The sequence below is a fragment of the Ruegeria sp. BB1 genome (assembly GCF_056539465.1).
In genome coordinates this window covers 118,798-140,068 of record NZ_JBQFVB010000010.1, presented here as the reverse complement: position 1 = coordinate 140,068, position 21,271 = coordinate 118,798, and the positions used below count along the sequence as shown (strand labels likewise).

Here is a 21,271-nt window from a genome sequence, read left to right as displayed (position 1 = left end):
AATCATGAAAACTCGCCTCGCAGAATCCCTCAAACGCTTTGCAAAAAAAGATGATGGCGCGATCCTTGTGGAATTTGGCCTGGTCATGCCAATCATGCTTCTACTATTGGCCGTTACGTTGGAATCCGCACGCATGATGTGGTCATACCAATCGGTTATTGCAGGCGTCCGCGACGCCAGTCGCTATCTGTCCAGAGTCACTCCGGCAGATATCTGCACCTCTGGCGGTTCTGTTGCAGGGCTTACTACAACATTGAAAGGCATCGTCGAGGACGACAAAAATGCCAATAGCCTGTTTCCACCCAGCATAACGGTCAATTCGGTGACACCCAGCCTGTCCTGTGTGTCTGGAACCTATAGGGTCAACCCAGCCCCAGTAGGCACGGTCAGCGCAAACATTACTATCCAGTTTCCGATGGGCAGCATCCTGTCCCTCTTTGGCAGCGGACTATCGTCCGTGACGACGGATGTCTCTGACACTTCACGGATTTTCGGACAATGAAAGGTCAGCTTCATATCCACACGCGCTTGCTTCGCCGAGGGCAGAAAGTTCTTCAGGATCAAGGCGGCGGCGTTCTTGTAGAGTTCGCCATTGTCGTCTCCCTGTTTCTGTTTCTCTTCATGGCGCTACTGGATTTCGGCCGCATGTCCTATAGCGTTGCGAATGCTCAAAAAGCCTCGCAACTTGCTGCGCGCATTGCAGTCGTACGACCGCCTGCGTGCCCCGGAGTGCCCACGACGCATCAGCGAGGCACATCTACTTCGTCACCGAGATTTGGTACGTCCTGCAGTGCCTCGGCCGGGGTTTGTGCGGATCCTCAAACCCCTTCGTGTTCGGGTGTCGCAACCAATGCTACGGCCTCGGAAATCTGGACCCGGATTAGCCCGCTTTTGCCCCCGGATGCCACAATAGACAACTTACAGTTTCATTATGACTTCAATCCCAATCTGGGTTTCCTGGGTGGCCCGTATACACCCATGGTCTCAGTCGAATTGAACCTTAACGATTTTCAATTCGTGTCACCGTTGGCCGCGCTGGCAAACGCCGCAGGCGCAACTAACAGCACAATACCTTCGACAGTCGGTTACTCAAACTTCAGCGTCTCGCTGCCTGCTGAAGACCTTGCATTAGGAGAGTCAGGATGAGAGATCAGAGTGTTTTCACACCCAAATCACAGGCAATTATGCTTGTTTCGGAAAACGAAGAGATCGCGCAGCTGGTTGCGGATGTCTTTCCCGTAAATGAGGAAAATAAAGTCACCAGGAACGGGGCATCGTTTCAGATGTTGAATGGAACTGCCCTCGATCTTGCATTCAAGCACGATCTGGTAATCTTTGAAATCGACCCTGATGACACAGGAGAGCTCCGCGCTATCGAGGCCGTGCTGGCGCATCGCGACGATGATACCTTGTTTGTTGCGCTTACTCAGAATGATCTGTCGATCACCAAAGCGCGCGAGTTGTACAAGATCGGTATTGATGAGGTTTTGCCGCTGTCAATTGATGGCGAAGGTTTGAAAGCCGCAGTTAGTGAAAAACTAAATGCGCGTGCGGTTTCGCAAACCACTATTTCAGACGGTTCTTCGGCGTTGGGCAAGGTGATACCAGTCGCAAAGGCGCGCGGTGGAATCGGGGCTTCAACAGTTGCTGTCAACCTCGCGTGCTCGCTTGTCGGCGGGCGGGGATCTTTCTTCAGGAAGTCCGCAAAAAATCGAGTAGCCCTTTTGGATTTTGACCTTCAGTTCGGAAACTCGAATGTCTTTCTGGACATCGAGGACAACGGCGGATTCCTTCAGCTAATTGAAAATTCTGAAATTCCTGATGATCACCTTTTGTCTTCGATCCTGCAAGAGCATGGGCTTGGCGTTGACGTTCTGTGCGCGCCTACCCCGATGGTGCCCCTGCAATCGATGCGGCCTGATCTGATCGAAGGGATGCTGGACCTTCTGCAACAGCGCTATGATTATATAATCATCGACCTTCCCTGCGCCGTTGTTGAATGGGTTGAACCAATTTTCAAACGGGCCACCAAATTGGCGTTGGTTACCGATACTACTGTCCCCTGCGTACGCCAGGCGCGGCGGTTGATTGATTTCTACCGCGAGGCAAACGTCGGCCTTCCGGTGGAGTTCGTGGTCAACAGAGAGCGGAATACTTTGATCAAGCCTTCGCATGTCCGCGAAGCCGAGAAGGTATGGAAAACAAGCCTGAAACACTGGCTACCCGACAATTCGAAAGTTGCCAGAAATTCCGTAGATCTTGGACGGCCGATTGTGGATATGAAGCCGCAATCGGACCTTGGAAAAGCCTTGGCAAAACTGGCCGCTGCCGTTTCGGCTGAAACTCAGCCCGTGGCAACGAAGAAAGCGTAAAAGGAGATCAACGTGTTCAACGAATTTAGATCACGCAAGGTTGCTTCCAAGTCGAATGTGCTGACACTGGATCGACCCATTGACATGCCCACCAAATCCAAGGCGACTCCTGACCCAGTGGACGTCGACCTGCAGGCGCATCTGGAACTCAAAAGCCGCTTGCATGGTGAGCTTCTGGACCGGCTCAATCTTTCAGTCATCGACAAGGTTGAACGATCGGAATTGAAACGCCAGATCGCATCTTTGGTAACCGGCCTGATCGAGGCTGAAAACCTGCACATGCGGTCTGAGGCTTTCACTGCACTGGTTGATGAGCTTATCCACGAAGTCATGGGCCTGGGGCCATTGGAACCGTTGCTGGAAGACCCGACTATCAACGATATTCTCGTAAACTCTTTTGATCAGGTGTACGTCGAACGCTTTGGTCTTCTGGAGCTTTCTACTGTTCGCTTCCGCGATGAACGTCACTTGCTACGGATTATCGACAAGATCGTCAGCAAAGTTGGTCGGCGTATCGATGAGTCTCAGCCCTGGGTTGATGCGCGTTTGGAAGACGGCAGCCGCGTTAACGCAATTATTCGGCCGTGTTCCGTCGATGGACCAGCTTTGTCAATTCGCAAGTTCTCCCGCAACCCTCTGACAATAAAAAAGCTTGTTGATCAGAACAGCATGAATGATCAGGCAGCCAAACTCCTTGAGGCACTTGTCGAAGCGAGGTTGAATATCCTCATCTCAGGCGGTACCGGCACGGGTAAAACAACCATGCTGAACGCTGTATCGTCGTTTATCGATGGCAAACAGCGTATCGTTACCATCGAAGACGCTGCCGAACTTCAGCTTCAGCAAAGCCATGTTGTACGTCTTGAAACCCGCCCTCCAAATGCTGAAGGGCAAGGTGTAATCACCCAACGTGACCTGGTTCGCAATGCCCTGAGGATGCGGCCTGACCGCATCATCGTTGGAGAAGTTCGTGGATCAGAATGTTTTGACATGCTTCAAGCCATGAATACGGGCCATGACGGGTCTATGACCACCGTTCACGCAAACTCGGCGCGTGATTCACTAAGCCGGGTCGAGCAGATGGTGACAATGCTTGGCGCTGACTTGCCGATCAGAACCATTCGGTCGCAGATAGCTTCGGCCATTCAGATCGTACTCCAACTCAGCCGCCTTAGCGACGGCACCCGCAGAGTCGTCAGTATTTCTGAGATTACCGGCATGGAAGATGACACGATCACGATGCAGGACATCTTTGTTTTCAAACGTCGCGGCAAGTCGGAGGACGGACAGGTACTGGGAGAGTTCTTGCCTACCGGCATTCGTCCAAAATGCTTCGATCAGTTGGTTGCCGCAGGGATCGACGTAGACACCAACATGTTTATTCGTGGGGCTATGTCGTCATGATTGACCTGCAACCGAACACCCTGAACATTCTGTTCTACATTTCGATTTTCCTCGGAATTCTTCTTGCTTACGAAGGATTACAGCAGCTTTTCCTGCGCAAGGAATCCCTCAGCGAGGCCAGAAATCGGCGCATGAAGCTAATCCAGGGGGGCGCCTCAACCGATCAGGTTCTGCAATTGCTACGTGACCCTGCGATGACCGCTCCTGGCGAAAAACCCAGTGTGATCGCCCGTTTTCGTCGTCTGCTTGTCCAGGCCGGGCTGACGATCAGCCCGATCTGGGTGGTCCTTGCAGCCACCTGTCTGGCCGTGGCGGCCTTCATCGCAATATCCCGGTTCCTTGCCCCGGAAATTGCCGCAGCTCTAGGCGTCCTTCTGGCTGGCGTTCTGCCGCTGCTGGCACTGATCGCCATGAAGGATACCCGGGCCAAAAAACTTACGAAACAGTTACCGGATGCATTGGACCTTATGGCTCGTGGCCTGAAAGTCGGGCACCCAGTGGCTGTAACTGTCGGGAACGTGGCGACAGATCTTCCGGACCCGATAGGTAGTGAGTTTGGCATAATTCAGGACCAGATTAACTATGGCGACGACGTTGCAACGGCGTTTCAGGATTTTGCAAAACGTGTCGGAACAGAGGATGCGAACTATCTTGCCGTCAGCATCGGTATTCAGCACGGCACCGGCGGCAACCTTGCCCGTGTCCTAAGCATTCTATCCCAGGTCATCCGTGACCGGCAAACCATGCAAAAAAAGATCAAGGCCATCTCTGCCGAAGGGCGTCTTAGCAGTCTAATTCTCACGGTCCTACCAGTGTTCATCTACTTCTCAATCGAGATGTCCACACCTTCGTTCTACGGCGATGTCCGAAACGATCCGCTGTTCCCATATTTCGCGAGCGCGATAGTCGGTCTGACGATTGCTCAAGGACTTATCCTGAAGCGGCTCGTCAAATTCAAATTCTGAATGGGAGCGGAAAAATGGAATTTATTCAAAATGTTCTAAACGGCCAAGACCTTCCCCTTCAGTATATTGTGCTGGGTGGGATTGCCGTAAGTGTTTTCTTTGTAATCCTCGGAATCTCTGGCATGACCGCAACCGATGACACGGTCGCGCACCGGATGCGGGTCGGAACGATTTCTCGGGGGCACGGAACAGATTTTGACCTCATACAGGGGGATGACAGCGACCCGCACGGACTGCTTAAGGCATTTGTGCCTTCGTCGAAACGCGAACGTTCCCGAATTGGCAGAATGCTTAAGCAGGCTGGTATTCAGCGCAAACATGCCGTCCGATCATTTTATCTGTTCCGTTTGGTGATGGGTTTTGTGCTTCCAGCCGTTTTCGTAGTGGCTTTGTCGTTGCCGCTTGAAACTCAGGTTCAGCTTGGGATTGCTGGCCTATTGCAAAGCATCACCTGGGTGAACGCATTGCAGATTGTCACCGCTTTGATGGTAACCGGTTTCTACGGTCCAGCACTCTGGCTGCGGCACCGTATAAGAAAGCGCCGCCAGGCCATCGAACACAGCCTTCCAAATGCGCTGGACCTGTTACAGGTGGCGATTGAGGCCGGGCTCGGATTTGATGCCGCAATGGTGCGAGTGGCGAATGAGATGTCGCATGCGGCACCGGAGATTTCGCAAGAGTTCACGATACTCCAACTGGAACTGCAAGCTGGCAAAGAGCGTCAGGCCGCCTTTATGGACATGGCCGAACGCGTCGGCATTGACGAGGTCAGCTCTTTCGCGAACGCCTTCCTTCAATCCAATCAATACGGCACCAGCATTTCCGCTTCACTGCGCAGATTTGCCACTGATATGCGTATCGATCGCGAACTGCGCGCTCAGGAAAAGGCCAACCGGCTACCAGTTCAAATGTCAGCCGTAATGGCCATGTGCATGATGCCCGTTCTACTGCTGATCTGCCTGTCGCCGATGGTGATCCGATGGATCAATATGTTTGGGTGATGGTTGGGTGTAGTCTGAGAATTGAAGGAACAAAGAATCTTCTTTGAGCTGCAATGGATGACACGCTTTGGTTATCTGCTTTTAGCCAAATTCTAATCCTAATACCTTGCTAACACTGCATTTTGTAGGATTAAAGCACCAGGAAACGGTCGTATTCCAGGCGGCGTCCACTAAGCGCGAACGAACCCAGCCTCACAGGGGATCGTCTCGATTTCTTTTCGGTCCAACGCCCGAGCCAGATGAATCGCGGCAAATTCAAACTGCTCTGCCATTTGACCCAGTGTTACATAACGAGCCACAAACGCTTGCAGGCTTTGGGCAGTTATATAGCAACGGTAGTGCTGCGTGTCCGGGTTTCGCACCGTGACCTGATTTAGAAAGCCGCCATTCCGCAACCGCCGGATCGATATCACATCTATTTTCAAGCGTGCAGCGGCATCCAAGAGCGGCAGGTCGCCAGAAAATGCACGCTCCTGTCTTTCTCAGCCTTCAGCTTGATCGATCAGCAAACCAGCCAAACCTTCGACTTCTGGCTCACGCGACACGCCGGTCAATCGACCTGCCGCCCAATCCGTGACAACGCGTGCCAAAGGAACCCGGTCATTCTCTGAGTGGTACGCAGATGGCGGTGATACGTTGTAGGAGCAACAATGGCGTCGAAATGGTCCCGTGTTAGACTAAGAACTTAGGTTTGGCGTTTGTGAGATTGCAGATGATAGTCAAAATTTGGGTCAACTGCCCATCCGAGAAAGTCGCTGACCAGATCGCGGACAAGCTTCTTGAAAAGCGTTTGGTTTCCTCATCGAACCGCTACGCTGCGACTAGCAGTAAATATCTCTGGAAGGGAAAAATCGTAACTGCGCGGGAGGTCCCACTTCTGCTGAAGACCCGAAAGGAGCTTTTTGGCGTAGTCGTTGAAGCGATCCGCAGGATGCACCCTTATGAGACGCCCAGTATTCTCTCGATTGATGTTGACCAAGCCAACGGTGAATATATTGAGTGGATGATTGAAAGCACGCGCGAGATCTAAGCAAAGCTCAAACTAACGGCCTATAACCGCTGTATCTTTGGGCTCACTACCGACTTTCTCTGCGGCGAGTTCGGACAAGCAGATGAGCCCTGACCGGGCGTTGATCGTAATTCGGTTACTTGTTCGCTCAGCAAGTCGCGAACCCATACATACCAGACCTTCAGTGCTAGAAGGTTAAGCAGTAGGGAGACGTTGTCCGCCAGTTGTTTTTGGTCACTTGAAGGCCCGCAGCGAAAGCCGCACTCAGATTGGTCAAAGCGAGGAACGTGGCAAGAAGCGTTAAGAGTCTCATTGCGTTTTTCCTTTCGGTTCAGATGTAGACGACGCCAAAGCGCTCTTCGATCAAGGCGAAATCTATTTCGCCGATCTCGTTCTGGCGTGAGGTTTCGGCCATAAACTCCTCAGCCCAATCACCGGGGAAGATGTAGCTGATCATCTTGGCGGTCGTATCACCGACGTTCTTCATGTAGTGGGACACGCCGCATGGGCATTGGATGCTGGCCCCAGGCCCGGCCTTAAAAACTTCATCGCCGATTTTAACTTCCAGGTCGCCCTCAAGGATGTGGAAGGTCTGGTCTTCCCATTTGTGATAATGATCAGGAATGAACCCGCCCGGTGCTATTTCACCTGAGCCAAAGACATACTCGGATTGCGTATCGTCTTTGCCTGCGACAACCGACGTGTACTCCTGATCCGCCATGAAATACTTGCGGCCTTCATGCCAACCGCTGACAACGGTCTTTTTGGCGGTCGCTTCTGTTTTCTTAGACATGTTGAGGTCCAATTCTGATTTCATTTGTGGGGAACGACCGGGCTGCCCCGCAACCCAGTCAGAGGTTCAATGGCCGTGCCATATGGCGTAAGCCATCCGTTCAACATGGGCTGGAAGGTTTTCTTTGTAGAACAGCCAATCTTCGAAATCAGGCAGTTTGACCGTATCCTTAAGTTCGTCGACCGATTTGCCGTTTTGTAGACCCTCCCAAACGGCAACGTACAGGGCTTCGACAAAGGCCAATTCTTCAGCGAGAAGCTCAGGCGATGAATGCTCCAGGTGGCCTGAAACCACGGTATCGTAGTCAAGCTCTGCGCTGACACGGCGCAGGGTGTTCAGAGCGCCCACATAATCATGCGTGTTCAAACGGGCGTTCGAGACCAGAAAACGCGGAAGATGCCAATCCACCCCCATTAAAACCTTGTCGTCGGGCATGTGGATCACGCTCTGGCACTGGCCGTCGCTGGACCCGAAGTACTTTAAGTCGATGATCTTATCGCCCAGTTCGATGCGATGCTCATCTCCATAGGTCACGTCAGGCAGCACCACCCGGTTTTCCAGATCGCGGCTCATCAACTCAACGCACCCTTCATGGGCGATGAACTTCGCACCTTCGTCCTTGAAAATCTGGCCGCCCCGCGAATGGTCAAAGTGATCGTGCGAGTAAACAACCTTGACCACGGGTTGATCGGTCAGCTTGGCAATTTCAGCGCGCATCGCCTCGGACCGGAATTCGTGATTGGGGTCTACAACCAGAACGCCTTCATCCGTGATCACCACCAGGCTGGAATAATGCGCCATGTAGAACTGATAGACGCCGTCCTTCAGCTTGGTCATGGCCGGTGTCGTTTCATCACCTGCTGCAATGGCCGCGCTTGTAAAGGTGGTAGCGGCGGCGATGGCCGTCAGAATGCGCTTCATGGCATGTGTCTCCTTTTGCGTTGGAAACAACATACTCTTGTCCTAACATGAGATAATTGATGTCATTGGCAATTCAAAAGATACAAAAAGTATTGAATGGACAAGCTGAAGAAGATGACCGTGTTTGCTCGCGTGGTCGAGCTGGGAAGCTTTGCCGCAGCCGCGGAAGATTTGAATGTTAGTCCGGCCATTATAGGGCGACATGTGGCCGATCTGGAAGCGATGCTTGATCTGCGCCTCATTAGCCGCACAACTCGTTCGATGGAAGTGACCGAAGCCGGAACTCGCTACTATCACGGGTGCAAGGCCACCCTGGAACAAGTGGATGCACTTGAGCAGGACGTGGTTGCACAAGAAGGGGGGCTGTTATCTGGAGTAATTCGCGTAGCTGCTCCGGAAGGGATCGGTACGCCACTATTGCTGGATGCGGTGCAGAGCTTTCAGACGCTTCATCCCGAGGTGTTGTTTGATCTGGTGTTTGAAAATGAGCAGACTGACTTCATCAGCTCCAGGGTGGATTTGGCCATTCGGTTAGCGATCAAGCTGGACGATAGCAGTCTGATCGTTAGCAAGCTGGCTCAGACATCCCTCGGTTTGTTCGCGTCCCCCTCTTATCTACGCGCATATGGAACACCCACAACGGTTGCCGATCTAGACCAACATTGCTGCCTCGTCTTTGGTGCTTCACGGTTCGGTGACAGTTGGCCGCTCGTGACAAATAAAGGGATGCAAAAGCTGCGCCTGCCCTGGAAACTTGTCATGAACCACACCAATACTTATCGCGAAGCACTGGTGCGTGGGTTGGGGATCGGATTGCTTCCAGAAATCATGGCGATAGACTTGGTGGAAGCGGACCAACTTGAGCCAATCAATTTTACAGGGCAGTTCCCTGATGTTGGGGTGTTTGCAGTCTACCCCGAAAAAGCCTTCCAACCTCGTCGGGTTGGTCTATTTCTGGACCACCTTCGGCAACAGATCAAACAACATCTGGCCTGACCGAAAAAGCGCCCCCGTGCTGACTTAAATTGCACAAAGCCGAACTTGGGATGTTTGCAGCGAACGGCGGCTCCGTCCCGCGTTGCGGTCATCGGCGACAGGGGGCGCGAGCGGCAGGCTCTCACAGCCACTGGATGATTGGTGGTGCCGTAACGAACCATGAACGTCGCCGAAGGGGTGTTATGTGAAGCGATCTCTGGTTGAGTGGTCAGCTCCCCTGCGGATCAAACGAACCATTACTAAATCGCCGGATAGCAGTCATTGATCCTGCGCGCGGAGAACGTCTGTTTCGAGCCCAAGGCGGTCATTGTGGTTTTGTGCGGCGCGCATACAGCTGGAGGATCTCTGCTGGTTTCGGTTCCAAGCCTCATCGCAGCTAACCTCATTGAATTGCCCGGCGCTCTTTTTCCGGCCAGAATTCATCAACCACGACATATGCAATGATTACAAAAAAAGCGGCGCTGGCAACTTGCAATACGCGAGTGATGCTCTTGACGTCAGCCTCGTCTGAAAACGGTGCAACCGAACCGCCATATACAATCAGAGCTGTTGTAATAGCGGAACCGGCGGCGGCGGCGAGCGGTACTTTTGACTTTCCAAGTGCTCCGAGTGTTAGGCAAAAGAAGAAACACAGCAGAATGGGGGTTATAATAACCGGAGCTATTACGTTTATTTCGTAGCATATGATGGATACTGCCGCCCCAAGAAGGTTTGCCGTCAGCATAGCTTTTGCAACTGTTTTGCCTGCAGCGGGCATTGCCGCAAGCTGCTGGCTCAGCAGGGCGACAAAAAACAGAACCAGTAGTGCAGATGCGCCGGAAACAAAAAACGCCAAGGCAAACGGCACTGTTACAAGCGACATCCTGACGATTCGGCGATGTGGGTCGAAGTTCGGCGACGATGCGGCCTTCTTTTGAGCGGGCGTTTGAGGTTCAGCGGGTATCAACACGAACATCAGCGTCGATACAAAGCCCGCAAACAGCAGGTTCAACGGTATCCAATACACGAGCACCAAGGCCAGATCCTGTGATTGCAAAACCAAGTTCGGGATCATCAGTGCACCCATCAGGGCAATGACGCCCGGTAAAACTCCGGCTCCGGAAACCGACCACATGAAAGACAGGATTATTCCTATGGCCACCAGAATGAGAAAAACAAGAGGATATGGTGAGAAGATTGACGACACCAGGAACGAAGTGAACATCAATCCAATCGAAAAGACAAACAGCTTAGCAAATGCTGCCAGAGGCAATGCGGCTGGCGCCTGCAAAAACAGTGCGGTGAACACCGCCCCAACGACGGCGAGTGGCCAGCCAAGAAACAAGCCCAAGGAAAAGACGCCGGTAACACCAAGAGCAAGCCGGGCGATAGAGCGCTGGTCCTCAGTACGCATAGGACAGAATTGAGACCAAGCGGATGTAGGTGCGGCCTACGAAGTTCAGTAACGAGTTGTCGCTGAGGTACATAATCACATCGGCCTGCCCGTTCAGCTGAAAGCGAAGATCATCTTCGGTGCTTCCGGCTTCATAGCCCGGCAAAACGATCCTGACTGGGAACCTTTCAGGCTCCCGCAAAAAACCTTTGGTACTTGGCGGGCTCGCCAATTGCCCGGGCTCATCACCGCCACTTAAGGAAACGGCCGCGCTAAAGCTCTCGATGACGCCCGGAACAATCTTACCGGGATGCATGTCCAACACTACATCAACCGGAGACCCTATCGAAGCTCTTCCTAGGTTGTTCTCAGTAAAATACGCCTCGATCCAGACGTCCGTTGCATCAAGAAACGTCAACAGATCCTGGCCGGATCGCGCATACGTTCCGGGGGCTATCAGCAGATTAGTGATGACACCTGTCGCCGGAGCACGCAGTTCCGTCCATTCAAGGTTCAGTTCTGCATCCGCCAAGGCCGCCAACGCGCGCTGGATTTTCGGGTTTTCAATCCCGTCGTCACCAAGCCTTTGTTTTGCTTTTTCCAGATCCGCTTTTGCGTTCTCAAAGTTTGCCTCAGACTCTGCCAATTGCCCTCGTGCATCATCAGCCTTTGAGACGGCAATCAACCCTTTCTTTTCGAGCGCAAACACACGTTCGGTCTGAATGCGCATCGTATCCAGATCACTCTGCGCCCTTGCGAGTTTGGCTTGTGCTGCACTTACCTCTGCCGAAGACGCACCCACCTCTTGGGTCGCCGCTTCAAGATCAGCTTCCGCCTTTGAACGCTCGATTTCGTAGGGCCTGGAATCTATTCGAACTAGAACATCACCTGCCGAAACGACTTGGCCGTTTTCTACCAGAACTTCCGTTACCGTTCCGGTCACCTGAGGCACGATTTGTGTGGCCACAGCTTTTACTCTGGCGTTCCCGGTAAATGGTGTTTTTCGATCAGCGACCAGATACCAGACAAGAAAAATCAGAATGACAGCCAGGGTTGTCCATATCGTCTTCCTCATTTCGCGGCACCTTCTGCAGCGGCCTCGGCTTCGGGCGAGGTATCAATCCAAACCTTGAACAGCTCATAGAAAACAGCAAAGAGTACCGGCCCCATAAAGACGCCGATCAAACCGTACGCCATCATACCTCCGAGAACACCGATGAGGATGACCAACATGGGAGTCTCAAGGCCTTTTGAGATGAACACGGGTCTTAGGAAACTGTCCATTATCATGACTGGAACGGCCAATATGGTGAAGATCAAAGCTGTTCCACCGGACATGGAACTCCATGCATAGATAATAACCGGTATAAGAACCAATCCGGGCCCGATTTGGATAATCGAGAGTATCAGGCAGATAAATGCCAGCGTGGCGGCCGAAGAAATCCCAAACAATGCCAACAGTATCCAAACGAAAACCGCCTGAATGGCTGCTACGCCAATCACGCCTTTTGTAACGTTCCGGATCGTTGCGCCTGCGAGTGTCACGAATTCACCACCGCGCGGTGCAAAGACACGGTTGGCAAAGCGCTGAAGACCTTGGACCAAATTTGGCCCAGGGCTGAACAATGCCCCCATAATCAACACGGACAGAGCTAAGCCAAGCAGCCCGATTCCAATGCCCAGCACCTTACCGAAGAGCGATTTGGTGATCTCAAGGATTTGCGTGCCGTATTTTGCAAGCGCGCCGTCAAGATTGCGCTCAAACATTCCCCAGACATCGGCTATTTTGTTTCCCACCAAGGGCAACTCCTTGAGACCCTCGGGCGCAGGTGGGACTTTCAACTCACCTTTGTCTGCTTGTTCCGCGAATTCAGACCCAAGTTCTGCGGCACCAGACACCGCCGTAGCGACTGGCCCGAGGGTCAGAACAAGGCCCAACAAAACCAAGATCGTCGTGGCAAGTTTTTTCCGCCCTCCCAGCTTGGACTGAAGCCAGTCAAATGCCGGGTAAAGCGCCACACAGAGGATCGTTGCCCAGATAACCACGCTCGCAAGCGGGGCCACCATGACTAGGGCGCTGTAGAGGAATAGTCCGAGAAAGAGCAATCGTATTGCCAGATCGACAATCTTTGCGTCCTGTGTCTTTTCCATTCCATCCCTCCATGTGTTTTTCGAATGTTACACTCAAAAAACATAATATGTATATTTTTTTGAATTTTGGTGATCATCTATCAGCTTGAAGACTCAAATGAATCCGGGCCACAGCTTGAGGTGCCCAGTCAAACCAATGCCTGGGCGTGAACTCGATTTGGCCAAATTGGGATAATCTACTTGTCCGCTTTTTTGTCGTCTTGGGACAAGATTGTATCTGCCACTGTCGTCGCCGCGGTCACGAAGACACCGAGACCCACGATGATGTATACCATTGTGAAGATCTTCCCTGCCGCAGTTTCAGGTGAGAAGTCACCAAACCCCACGGTCGAAATTGTCACGACAGAAAAGTAGATTGAGTCGAGCCAACTCCATCCTTCGACAAAGTGGTAAAAGACCGAGGCCCATAAAATCATTCCAACTGTGAAGGCAAGAATGCCTTTCACTCTACCGTCCTTGAAAGCGACGCCAATTCCTCGTGTTATTCTGGTCAGTGAATTCATTGCACCCTCATCTTCGAATAATTGCATTTGTACCAGAGTTGAGGATTTACGGAAGGAACAATGCTGATTTACTGAAAGCTGCCCGATAAGAACTCTCAACCATAGTCCCAGATTCATCGATGCTATTCTGCGGGCGATGTTCCGACAGGTACAGGTAAGCAGATCCCTTCATTCGAGTGATTTGGAAGCATGAACAGCCGTGGAGGTTCGATTTTGCAAGCTAGCAATCGACCTGTTCGCCCACGCGCCAAGTATCTTGCTGCTAGGTCTTTCGTCTCTAACGCGAATAGAACCCATCACGAAGTTCTTGCCTTAGGCGCAGACGCTCCGGGTACTCTTTCAGGAATAGTTCGGGTGGTTTGCCCTCCCAAACTTGCGCATAAACTCGCATCTTGTTACCGCCATAAATCTTCGCGAGGTCCTCATTGGAATAACCCTTCGCCCAAAGGTCATCGGTAATCGCCGCAAGGATTTTGGCAAGTTCACCGTTGCCAGTGGCCCCTTTGTTGAACGCATCGATCATGTAGCCGCCGTCGTCGTACATGCTCGCGTTTACAGTTGCGAACTGTACGACTAGTTCAGTCGAGAACATGTCGTCCGTTGCAATCCCAACATGGTCGACCCCCACAAGTTGGACATAGTAGTCGATCATATCAGCAGCTTGCTCGGGTGAGATATCCTCAGGCCAAACACCGTCCATCATCCATTCGGTGAAGGTCGGAGAAATATAGCCGCCCGATTTGGCCGCACGCAGCGCCTCTTCGTCGGGAATGGCCCGATAACAACCGCGTGTCGTGGCATTGGGTTCGTTCGCATAAAGCCCAGCTGGGACAGAATGCGTATAGACATATGGCACGCCGGGATAGTTTTCATCCATGTAGTCCATGGCGTCGTTGGCCGTTTTTGAACCCGTGTGGCTTAGGTCGAGCAAGATACCGAACCGCACCATTTCATCGATGACCGACTTCCCCCAAGGTGTCAGACCAATGTCGCGCCCGTTATAGGCCGCCAACTGCCCCGATCCGGTTCGGAAAATGTCATTGTAAGCCAGGATCATACTTTTGATCCCCATATCCTTTAGCAATGCCATTTTCTTAAGATCGCCGTTCAGGATTGTGGCGGTTTGGCTGTTCCAGATGACGGCCGTCTTGCCTTGTATATGGGCGGCTTCGATATCTCGGGTTTCATTGACAATCAGGTAGTTTTCCGGTTGCTGCGCCATGGCTGAGCGAAAGTGATAGTGCTGCTCTAGCAGGGTTTCAAACGACATATCCGCAGCAGCCAGCGTCATCTCGTGTCCCGTAATGCCGTTGTCCCGAGCGCGCGCGAAGTAAGTATGAAGCTGGTCGTAGTCGGTCCAACCAGTGCCGTAGGGGCTGGCCAACATGCCGAGGACGATGGTGTCTTGTACGAATTGCTTCGCCTCTTCTGATGCATCCCAAGTCTTGCTTTCCTCGCTCGCGTGTAGTGCGCAACCTAGAGTGATCGCGATAGCGCTTACGGCCAACATGGTCTTCATGACAGAACCTCCCTAACTGCTTTGTTTTTACCACCGCATTCGAACCCCTCAGAAAACGATCCGGGTTCTTAGACCGAACAGCGTAATGCTATCCTGATTGGGGTTCAGTAGCGGGTCAGAAATGAACTGCAGCGATGGCGTGATCTGCAGTCCGGGCGAGATTGAAAACCGGTAGAATGCCTCGAGCGTGAACTGATCACCGTCTATGCCTCTTGCCTCGGCCCAATTCAGGCCCAGCCCGGCCAAATCGGTGTTGCGACCATAGTAGCCCAGACCTGCTGAGACGGACCGGTCATAAAGCGCTGCGGTACCCTTTGAGGCCCCAGCCCGAAAGAACGGCATCCACTTATTGTCAACAAACCATGCGGCAGAGAACGCCGCGCCGTAATCTTCCGCTCGACTGCCATCGTCAGCCGCATCCGCATGCCAGAGGGTCAAATGGATGTTGTCGAAGTAGATGCGATCAAAGCCGGAGGTGTAACCAAATTCGAGTGATTTGAAGAGATTGCCGTCGCTAAACACATCAAAGTTTGGATCAGACGGGTCGGCGTTTGCGTCTGAGACGCTGGCAACAGCGTAGAAGTTTTCGCTCAGCTTTACCCCACCGGCAATGCCAAGGCCTTGATTGGGTGTGTTAATAGTCGGATTGGTATTGAAAGACAGGTTTTGGAAACCACTGTAGGGGCTGACCAACCCATAGATATCCACAAAGTCCGTTACATCAATCTGGCCAACTTGCAGCGTCCACGAACCGTTCTCGGCTCTTTGGGTCCAGAAAAGGTTGGTCAGCAGCAGACCATTATCGTTGAAGGCCGTTCCCGTGATTGAAAGGGCTCCGCCATCCAGACCGAGAAACTGCGGAGCAACGTCCGTGTAACTGTGCCGGTCTTCGATCTTGAATGTCAGGGAACCCCGTTCAGTTGCCTGCCAACTACCGTAGAAGCGCGCAATTCCGCTGGCCGCTTCGCCGGTTCCCAGATCAGCATTTGTGGATTGGCCCAATGCCAAGTAATCAATGTTGAAGCGAAACCCACCCACAGCCAGTCGGTCTTTCCATTGAAACCAACCCGGTGCGATATTACGCGGAAAATCGGAACGATATTGTGGGTCGGTTAGCCCATCTCCGGGCTCTAGATCAGCTTCGACCGAAGATGGCCCGGATAGTCCCTGAGCCGACGCTGTGCCAGCGAAGGCAATGCTCAATGCGGCAACCAGAAGTCTTATCATTCAGATGCCTTTGCCCCGCCGGTCTTGCGATTGCCCGCCGCGCGGATGCGATCAGCGGCACGCTGCTTCCATTCCAGCCTATCTGCCTTGGTTTCCAGAGTTTCGACACTTTCTGCTTCCAACTGGAAAGTCGCGCTCATGGGCATCTGGCCATCCACAACCATCATATTCTGAACAGACGGATCGATCGTTAGCGTGCCTGTCAGCCGAACGGGTTCATGGAAATAGCTGGGTGCCCAGCCCCCGTTCAACCGCACACGGATCATCTGGTTGGGCGGAGGTGGAGGCATGTGACTGCACATCCCTCGTTCTGGCACCAAATATGCGACAGGCCGACCATCCGAATCATTCGGAGCAGGAATGGCAAAGCCCGCCAGTGTGATTGTCTGACCATCGAATTGTGGATTTCCGTTCGTTCCAGCCTTTCTTCGACGTTCCATCACAACTTCGCGCTGATCGAGCAGCCAGTCGACATCAATTCCATCAGTTGCCAAGGCATCCTCAGTCTCGGTCAAAAGCATTTGCCACTTCTGCCGCTCTTCTTCGCTGCCGCCATCCTGCTGCAGCCTGCCGCGCAGTCGTACGACGTAGAGGACATCGTCGAATTGTTCGGGGCTGAGATCTCGATAGGGGTCTTCAAAGACCTGCGCGGACGGGTCAGGTAGGTCAGACCAGTCCAACGCGGTTCCTGGCGTCGCCATGACAGGATGACCACACCAAACCAACCCTGCAAATACTAAGGAGCGAAACCAATGGTGCATAAATTTTCTCCGGCTGTTTAGACAGGTCAATCCAGTGTGTTTTTGTAGATGACGCCGTCCTTCATGATCAGGCGGATCGTATCTGGGCTTTCAGGCCTCGGATCGGCACCGAACCACTGATTACCCGTGCCAACAACCGAGAAGTCTTCAAGCGGGTTGCCGTCAATGAGCAGAATGTCTGCATAGGCTCCTTCCTCAATCACGCCCAATTTGCCTTCGGGATAGGGGTTCATAAACGACCCGGACAAAGCAGCGATTTCACCGCCAGTAGATGTCATTGCGACCAAAGAGGCGTGGGAACCAAAGAACTCATTATTGAGATGCTTTTCATAGGCAATTTGAATATTGCAGGCTGCCACAGAACCTACGCAATCCGTATGAAACCCTCTTTTGGCTGGGCACTCATTCATGTTTTTTATGTAGTCGCCAAAAGCCTGCGTAGCGGACTGTGCCTTTCGTAAGCTGGCTGGGACATCTCGAATGGCAGGAATATCAAAGAGATTTGGATCAAATGCTGTGAGATTGGTTGTGATGTAGGCTCCTTTCTCTTCCATCAGCGCTGATATTTCACAATCAAACATGAACCCGTGTTCAATTGATCGCACACCAGCATTCAGTGCCGCCATGATCGTTTCCTTGCGGTAGGAATGGGCCATGACGTAGCTTTCGTATTCGTTTGCAACCTGCACGGCTGCTTCTAATTCTGCCGTCGATCCAGCCAACAACTGCCACGGGTCAAACGCCGAAACTACACCGCCTGATTGCATGTACTTCAGTTGTGTTGCTCCCATCCGGAAGTTGTTGCGAGCAAACTTGTACATTTCAGAGACACTGTCGACTTCTTGGGCCATATTCAGACGGCTGAAGTTGGAAGACTGGCCAACAGGCGCCGTAAAGTTGGCGAAATCAGCATGCCCACCACGTGTACTTAGAAAAGCAGCCGCAGGGTAGAAACGCGGCCCGGCAATGGTCCCGCTGTCGATTGCTCGACGAAGACCTCCATTAGCGCCACCTGCATCTCTTACAGTGGTAAAGCCTTGCATTAAGTACATCTCAGCCATTTGAGTGCCGTGAATCGCGAGGTCTTCCCAAGTGCTGTTGGCTTCCATTGCGGGCAACGTGGGTCCGGGCAGCATCAGGTGTGCATGATTTTCAATAAAGCCGGGGGTCAGTGTCCTCCCGTCTCCGTCAATAACCGTAGCATTAGGGGCGTCAATCGCTTCAGTTGATACAGTCGTAATCAGGTTGCCCTCGACCAATACGCTGGCATTCTCGATACGCTGTTCATTCACGCCATCGAAGATATGCACGTTAGTAAACAGCGTCTGGAGTTCTTCTTGATCCTGAGCCTGCGCGGACGCTGAAAAACAAAGTCCTGCAGCGACAATTGCCGTCGAGCAAAGCGACATTCGTAGACCGGACATAAGCACTCCCTTCATATTCATGTTTTGCCAACTGTAGCCCGGAAATCTTTGCCTAGGTTGCCAGTTTCGCATTAGGATGTTCGAATGTGACTGCAAAAATGGCCACATTGTAAATCTAGTCCAAACGAGGGTGACGAGCTTGCCTTTCAACTCCACCTCTCAAGAGCATAGCGAAGGCTTTATTCGCCTCTCCTTAGCTGCTCCGTTCCTGCAATATCTCACCGAACGTAAGATCAATCCGCAACCAGCACTGGATCAGGTCGGCTTGAAAGCCGAACTGTTGTCTGACCCATCCGTGTTCGTTCACTCTGAGTTGGTCTATGGATTGCTGAATTCCTTCTCAGAAGTGTCAGGGGATCGATATCTTGGCCTGAATGTCGGAGAGACGTTTGACTTGCATCAGTGGCCTCCATTCGCTCAGGCCCTGCAATCGACCGAGACGCTGTTCGAGTTCTTTACCCGTTTCGTCGGACTTGTACCGCAGGAGTCCAATTCTGTGCGGCATAGCCTTGTCGTTGAAGCGGACAAAGCGACTTATCGTATCGAGAGGCAACAAGAGCCTACTGTCCCACCCATTCAGGTGACCGGATTTGGTGCGGCAATCTACGTACGCCTATTTCAGACCGTCGTCGGAGATGCCTGGGATTCTTCCCGTGTACGATGGGAAAGCAGATACATCAACGGTCTGCCTATCAACTACAAAGGGATCGAGGTTGGCCTTGGGACCGATCCCGGAATGCAAATTAGTTTTCCTGTGGAATGGTTGTTTTTGCACCATGTCTCTGAGGGCCCTGCCAAGCCCATCGCCTCACAGGGACAAGATGAAGAAGTAACAGTGGTAGCTGCTTTGCGATCTGTATTACGCGACAAACTAGATGAAACCGATTTGGGGCCGGAGGCGATGGCGGGATTACTGGGAATACAGCCGGAACGGTTTTTGAAAGCGCTTCAGCGGCAAGGCACAACGCTCCCACGCGAAGTCAAACGGCTGCGTGTCGATGTCGCCAAGGAGCACCTCAAAGAAGGCCAGATGACAATTGCGGAGATTGGTTTGATGCTCGGTTATTCCGACAAGTCCCACTTCACTCGCTTTTTTCGTGGCCAGACCGGAATGACACCGACTGCTTTCCGGAAAAAGTAGCGGCTCTGATGTTCCGAAAGGGAAGTCAGATCAAACCAAACTGTCTGCGGGAGTATGAAATGGAGGCGGCGTGTTAGTTGATAACGCAAAGGTCAAATTCAACTGATGTCCAACGTCGGGGGCGCCTTCTGATGTCGAACGTTCACCTAGTTTCTGGTCCAACTGTGACGGTTGGGTCAGGTTCGTGTGACGTTCAACAGGAGATGTGGAACGTCAGTGATATTTGACTCAATCGACAGTCAAAACCTCAAAAAATGCTCAAATCACGTCATTCAATTTTGCCCCAAACGTCAAGCATTTCTGGCCCAAAGCGGTTAATGGCATTTCATCGGTGCTGGAGTTGATGTCTCATTTTTTACCTGCCCCACCCAGCGACTGACAAACGGGGATTTGACTGTCATGGAATTGAGAAGGTTAGTAAGATCAAGGAAATTACGTCGCGACAGAACGCGCGTTGGGTGTCTTACCCTGAGCCTCCAAGCCTTGCCGATGTATCCTCCTTGGCATTGCCTTCAGCCATTCGGCGGAAAGCTTGTCGCCAACCCTCAGCAAGTTCTTCCATCTGAGACAAAGCCTCGGCATCTTCCGGCAGAATGCGACGAGTCAACCGTGCGCGTGTAACAGCCAATACAGACCAATTGGGATTTGGCCTTTCAGACAAGGTGATCCGATCACCGGCGCCAACTTCGCCAGGCTCGAGTACACGATAGTACCATCCGGTTCGGCCCGTCTTCTGAAACTGGTACGGCATTTCCTTGCGCCCGGTATGTAGCCCAAGTTTCCAGCATGGCTGCCGCCCCTGGCTAATTTGAACCACCGCCGTCCCGAGCGACAGGATGTCCCCAATGCAGAGGTTTTCCTCGGTCAGCCCCGTTGTTGAAATGTTCTCGCCAAACGCCGCTGGTATTGTGCCGGGTGCCATTAGGCCCTCTGCTTGCCAGGCTGAATAGTGATCAAGTGCATAATGATGGATGGCTTTGTCTTTACCACCGTGTACGGTCAAATCCGCCTGCGCATCGCCTGCAAAACCGAGCGAGGTAACAACCTGCCGGCCGTTCACCCGATCTTTCTGAATGGCCGAAGGCGGTTTGCCTTCCCAGCGATCTCTGATGGCTCCAAGGAAAATGCCGTCGATGTTTGCCGACAGTTCAGGATGGTTCATCTGGCTTCCTCGTGCTCAATGCAGATCTTGTCTTTTTCGCCGGGCTCCAATGAGACGCCCAATAACTTGCAAAAACCGCTGTTTGTCGTGTCGTCATGATGAGTGCAGGATTTGCACTGGCCGAAGGATCGGCCTCCATTTGCGGCCAAAGCCAGACTGAGGCCTTGCATCAGCCCCTGCTCAAGTAAGGCTAGGTTTTCTGCAGGCATATCTCCAATTGCCTGAGCAACAGGATTTGGCTGACGTACGATCTCGGCCCCTTCTTTTGTGAGTTCGTAGGAAATCGACCGCTGATCGTGTTCTTTCCGGTGCTCTTCTACATAGCCTTTGCGTGCCAAAGCCTTGAGCGTCTGTGACATCGTTCCACGGGTTGTACCGATGTACTCTGCGACATGCGACGGCGAGCGCGAGAACATGTTCGCCTCAGCGAGGTACTCGAGCGCCATCCTCTGAGTCGGGTTCAGATCTCCCGCCCATCCTTCGGAAGCATCAATCCGGGCCAGACGGTTGATCAGTGTGCGTATGCGATGATCTGAGTTCATAACACTTT

General features: G+C 52.5%; 21 protein-coding genes. 9 read left to right on the top strand and 12 right to left on the bottom strand.

The genetic code is table 11. From position 1 onward, the window contains the following. The first annotated feature begins 4 nt into the window (after positions 1–4). From ACR0AL_RS18430 to cutA, 7 genes are all read left to right on the top strand, one after another. The gene (locus ACR0AL_RS18430) at positions 5–502 is read left to right on the top strand and encodes a TadE/TadG family type IV pilus assembly protein (protein ID WP_170351517.1); all 498 of its coding nucleotides are present in this window, start codon (positions 5–7) and stop codon (positions 500–502) included. Then, a complete protein-coding gene (locus ACR0AL_RS18425; protein WP_170351519.1) occupies positions 499–1,146 on the top strand; it encodes a TadE/TadG family type IV pilus assembly protein in 648 nt (215 codons plus the stop codon). Before ACR0AL_RS18430 ends, ACR0AL_RS18425 begins: the two co-directional genes overlap by 4 nt. After that, entirely contained in the window at positions 1,143–2,372 is a 1,230-nt protein-coding gene (locus tag ACR0AL_RS18420; RefSeq protein WP_480664176.1) for a CpaE/TadZ family protein, read from the top strand. The genes ACR0AL_RS18425 and ACR0AL_RS18420 overlap by 4 nt, the downstream gene beginning before the upstream one ends. A gap of 6 nt (positions 2,373–2,378) precedes the next feature. After that, complete coding sequence (locus ACR0AL_RS18415; protein ID WP_480664194.1) at positions 2,379–3,776, top strand: TadA family conjugal transfer-associated ATPase; 1,398 nt, start codon at positions 2,379–2,381, stop codon at positions 3,774–3,776. Further along, a complete protein-coding gene (locus ACR0AL_RS18410; RefSeq protein WP_480664174.1) occupies positions 3,773–4,741 on the top strand; it encodes a type II secretion system F family protein in 969 nt (322 codons plus the stop codon). Before ACR0AL_RS18415 ends, ACR0AL_RS18410 begins: the two co-directional genes overlap by 4 nt. A gap of 14 nt (positions 4,742–4,755) precedes the next feature. Beyond that, entirely contained in the window at positions 4,756–5,742 is a 987-nt protein-coding gene (locus tag ACR0AL_RS18405) for a type II secretion system F family protein (RefSeq protein ID WP_480664172.1), read from the top strand. Positions 5,743–6,454: 712 nt separating this feature from the next. Next, on the top strand, positions 6,455–6,772 hold the full coding sequence (gene cutA, locus ACR0AL_RS18400) for a divalent-cation tolerance protein CutA (RefSeq protein WP_480664170.1): 318 nt from the start codon (positions 6,455–6,457) through the stop codon (positions 6,770–6,772). A 310-nt stretch (positions 6,773–7,082) separates the two neighbouring features. Here the strand turns inward: cutA and ACR0AL_RS18395 are convergent, their stop codons facing one another. Both ACR0AL_RS18395 and ACR0AL_RS18390 read right to left on the bottom strand, forming a co-directional pair. Then, positions 7,083–7,544: a cupin domain-containing protein gene (locus tag ACR0AL_RS18395; protein WP_480664168.1), complete on the bottom strand. Its 462-nt coding sequence runs from the start codon at positions 7,542–7,544 to the stop codon at positions 7,083–7,085. Positions 7,545–7,610: 66 nt separating this feature from the next. Beyond that, a complete protein-coding gene (locus ACR0AL_RS18390; RefSeq protein WP_480664166.1) occupies positions 7,611–8,465 on the bottom strand; it encodes an MBL fold metallo-hydrolase in 855 nt (284 codons plus the stop codon). Between the two features lie 96 nt (positions 8,466–8,561). On the opposite strand from ACR0AL_RS18390, the gene ACR0AL_RS18385 reads away from it, so the two are divergent. Then, the gene (locus ACR0AL_RS18385; protein WP_480664164.1) at positions 8,562–9,461 is read left to right on the top strand and encodes a LysR substrate-binding domain-containing protein; all 900 of its coding nucleotides are present in this window, start codon (positions 8,562–8,564) and stop codon (positions 9,459–9,461) included. A 382-nt stretch (positions 9,462–9,843) separates the two neighbouring features. Here the strand turns inward: ACR0AL_RS18385 and ACR0AL_RS18380 are convergent, their stop codons facing one another. The 8 genes from ACR0AL_RS18380 to ACR0AL_RS18345 form a co-directional block, all read right to left on the bottom strand. Next, positions 9,844–10,854 carry a DUF2955 domain-containing protein gene (locus tag ACR0AL_RS18380; RefSeq protein ID WP_170351534.1) on the bottom strand — a complete coding sequence of 337 codons (1,011 nt, stop codon included), beginning with the start codon at positions 10,852–10,854 and terminating at the stop codon, positions 9,844–9,846. Continuing rightward, positions 10,844–11,908: an HlyD family secretion protein gene (locus ACR0AL_RS18375; RefSeq protein WP_170362165.1), complete on the bottom strand. Its 1,065-nt coding sequence runs from the start codon at positions 11,906–11,908 to the stop codon at positions 10,844–10,846. The genes ACR0AL_RS18380 and ACR0AL_RS18375 overlap by 11 nt, the downstream gene beginning before the upstream one ends. Next, positions 11,905–12,984, bottom strand: a complete 1,080-nt coding sequence (locus ACR0AL_RS18370) for an AI-2E family transporter (RefSeq protein ID WP_170397411.1) — start codon at positions 12,982–12,984, stop codon at positions 11,905–11,907. The genes ACR0AL_RS18375 and ACR0AL_RS18370 overlap by 4 nt, the downstream gene beginning before the upstream one ends. A 176-nt stretch (positions 12,985–13,160) precedes the next feature. Continuing rightward, the gene (locus ACR0AL_RS18365) at positions 13,161–13,487 is read right to left on the bottom strand and encodes a potassium channel family protein (protein ID WP_113791447.1); all 327 of its coding nucleotides are present in this window, start codon (positions 13,485–13,487) and stop codon (positions 13,161–13,163) included. Positions 13,488–13,764: 277 nt separating this feature from the next. Then, a complete protein-coding gene (locus ACR0AL_RS18360; protein WP_480664162.1) occupies positions 13,765–15,006 on the bottom strand; it encodes a membrane dipeptidase in 1,242 nt (413 codons plus the stop codon). Between the two features lie 48 nt (positions 15,007–15,054). Continuing rightward, positions 15,055–16,233 (bottom strand): carbohydrate porin, encoded by a 1,179-nt coding sequence (locus ACR0AL_RS18355; protein WP_170378561.1) that lies wholly within the window; start codon positions 16,231–16,233, stop codon positions 15,055–15,057. Beyond that, on the bottom strand, positions 16,230–16,934 hold the full coding sequence (locus ACR0AL_RS18350) for a DUF3299 domain-containing protein (protein WP_480664160.1): 705 nt from the start codon (positions 16,932–16,934) through the stop codon (positions 16,230–16,232). Before ACR0AL_RS18350 ends, ACR0AL_RS18355 begins: the two co-directional genes overlap by 4 nt. A gap of 86 nt (positions 16,935–17,020) precedes the next feature. Continuing rightward, positions 17,021–18,418 carry a metal-dependent hydrolase family protein gene (locus ACR0AL_RS18345; protein WP_480637815.1) on the bottom strand — a complete coding sequence of 466 codons (1,398 nt, stop codon included), beginning with the start codon at positions 18,416–18,418 and terminating at the stop codon, positions 17,021–17,023. A gap of 139 nt (positions 18,419–18,557) precedes the next feature. Between ACR0AL_RS18345 and ACR0AL_RS18340 the strand changes: the two genes are divergently transcribed. Then, the gene (locus ACR0AL_RS18340; protein ID WP_480648795.1) at positions 18,558–19,559 is read left to right on the top strand and encodes a helix-turn-helix domain-containing protein; all 1,002 of its coding nucleotides are present in this window, start codon (positions 18,558–18,560) and stop codon (positions 19,557–19,559) included. A gap of 463 nt (positions 19,560–20,022) precedes the next feature. Here the strand turns inward: ACR0AL_RS18340 and ACR0AL_RS18335 are convergent, their stop codons facing one another. Continuing rightward, positions 20,023–20,721 (bottom strand): MOSC domain-containing protein, encoded by a 699-nt coding sequence (locus ACR0AL_RS18335; RefSeq protein ID WP_480664158.1) that lies wholly within the window; start codon positions 20,719–20,721, stop codon positions 20,023–20,025. Continuing rightward, the gene (locus tag ACR0AL_RS18330; RefSeq protein ID WP_480648799.1) at positions 20,718–21,263 is read right to left on the bottom strand and encodes a MarR family winged helix-turn-helix transcriptional regulator; all 546 of its coding nucleotides are present in this window, start codon (positions 21,261–21,263) and stop codon (positions 20,718–20,720) included. The genes ACR0AL_RS18335 and ACR0AL_RS18330 overlap by 4 nt, the downstream gene beginning before the upstream one ends. Positions 21,264–21,271 lie beyond the last annotated feature (8 nt).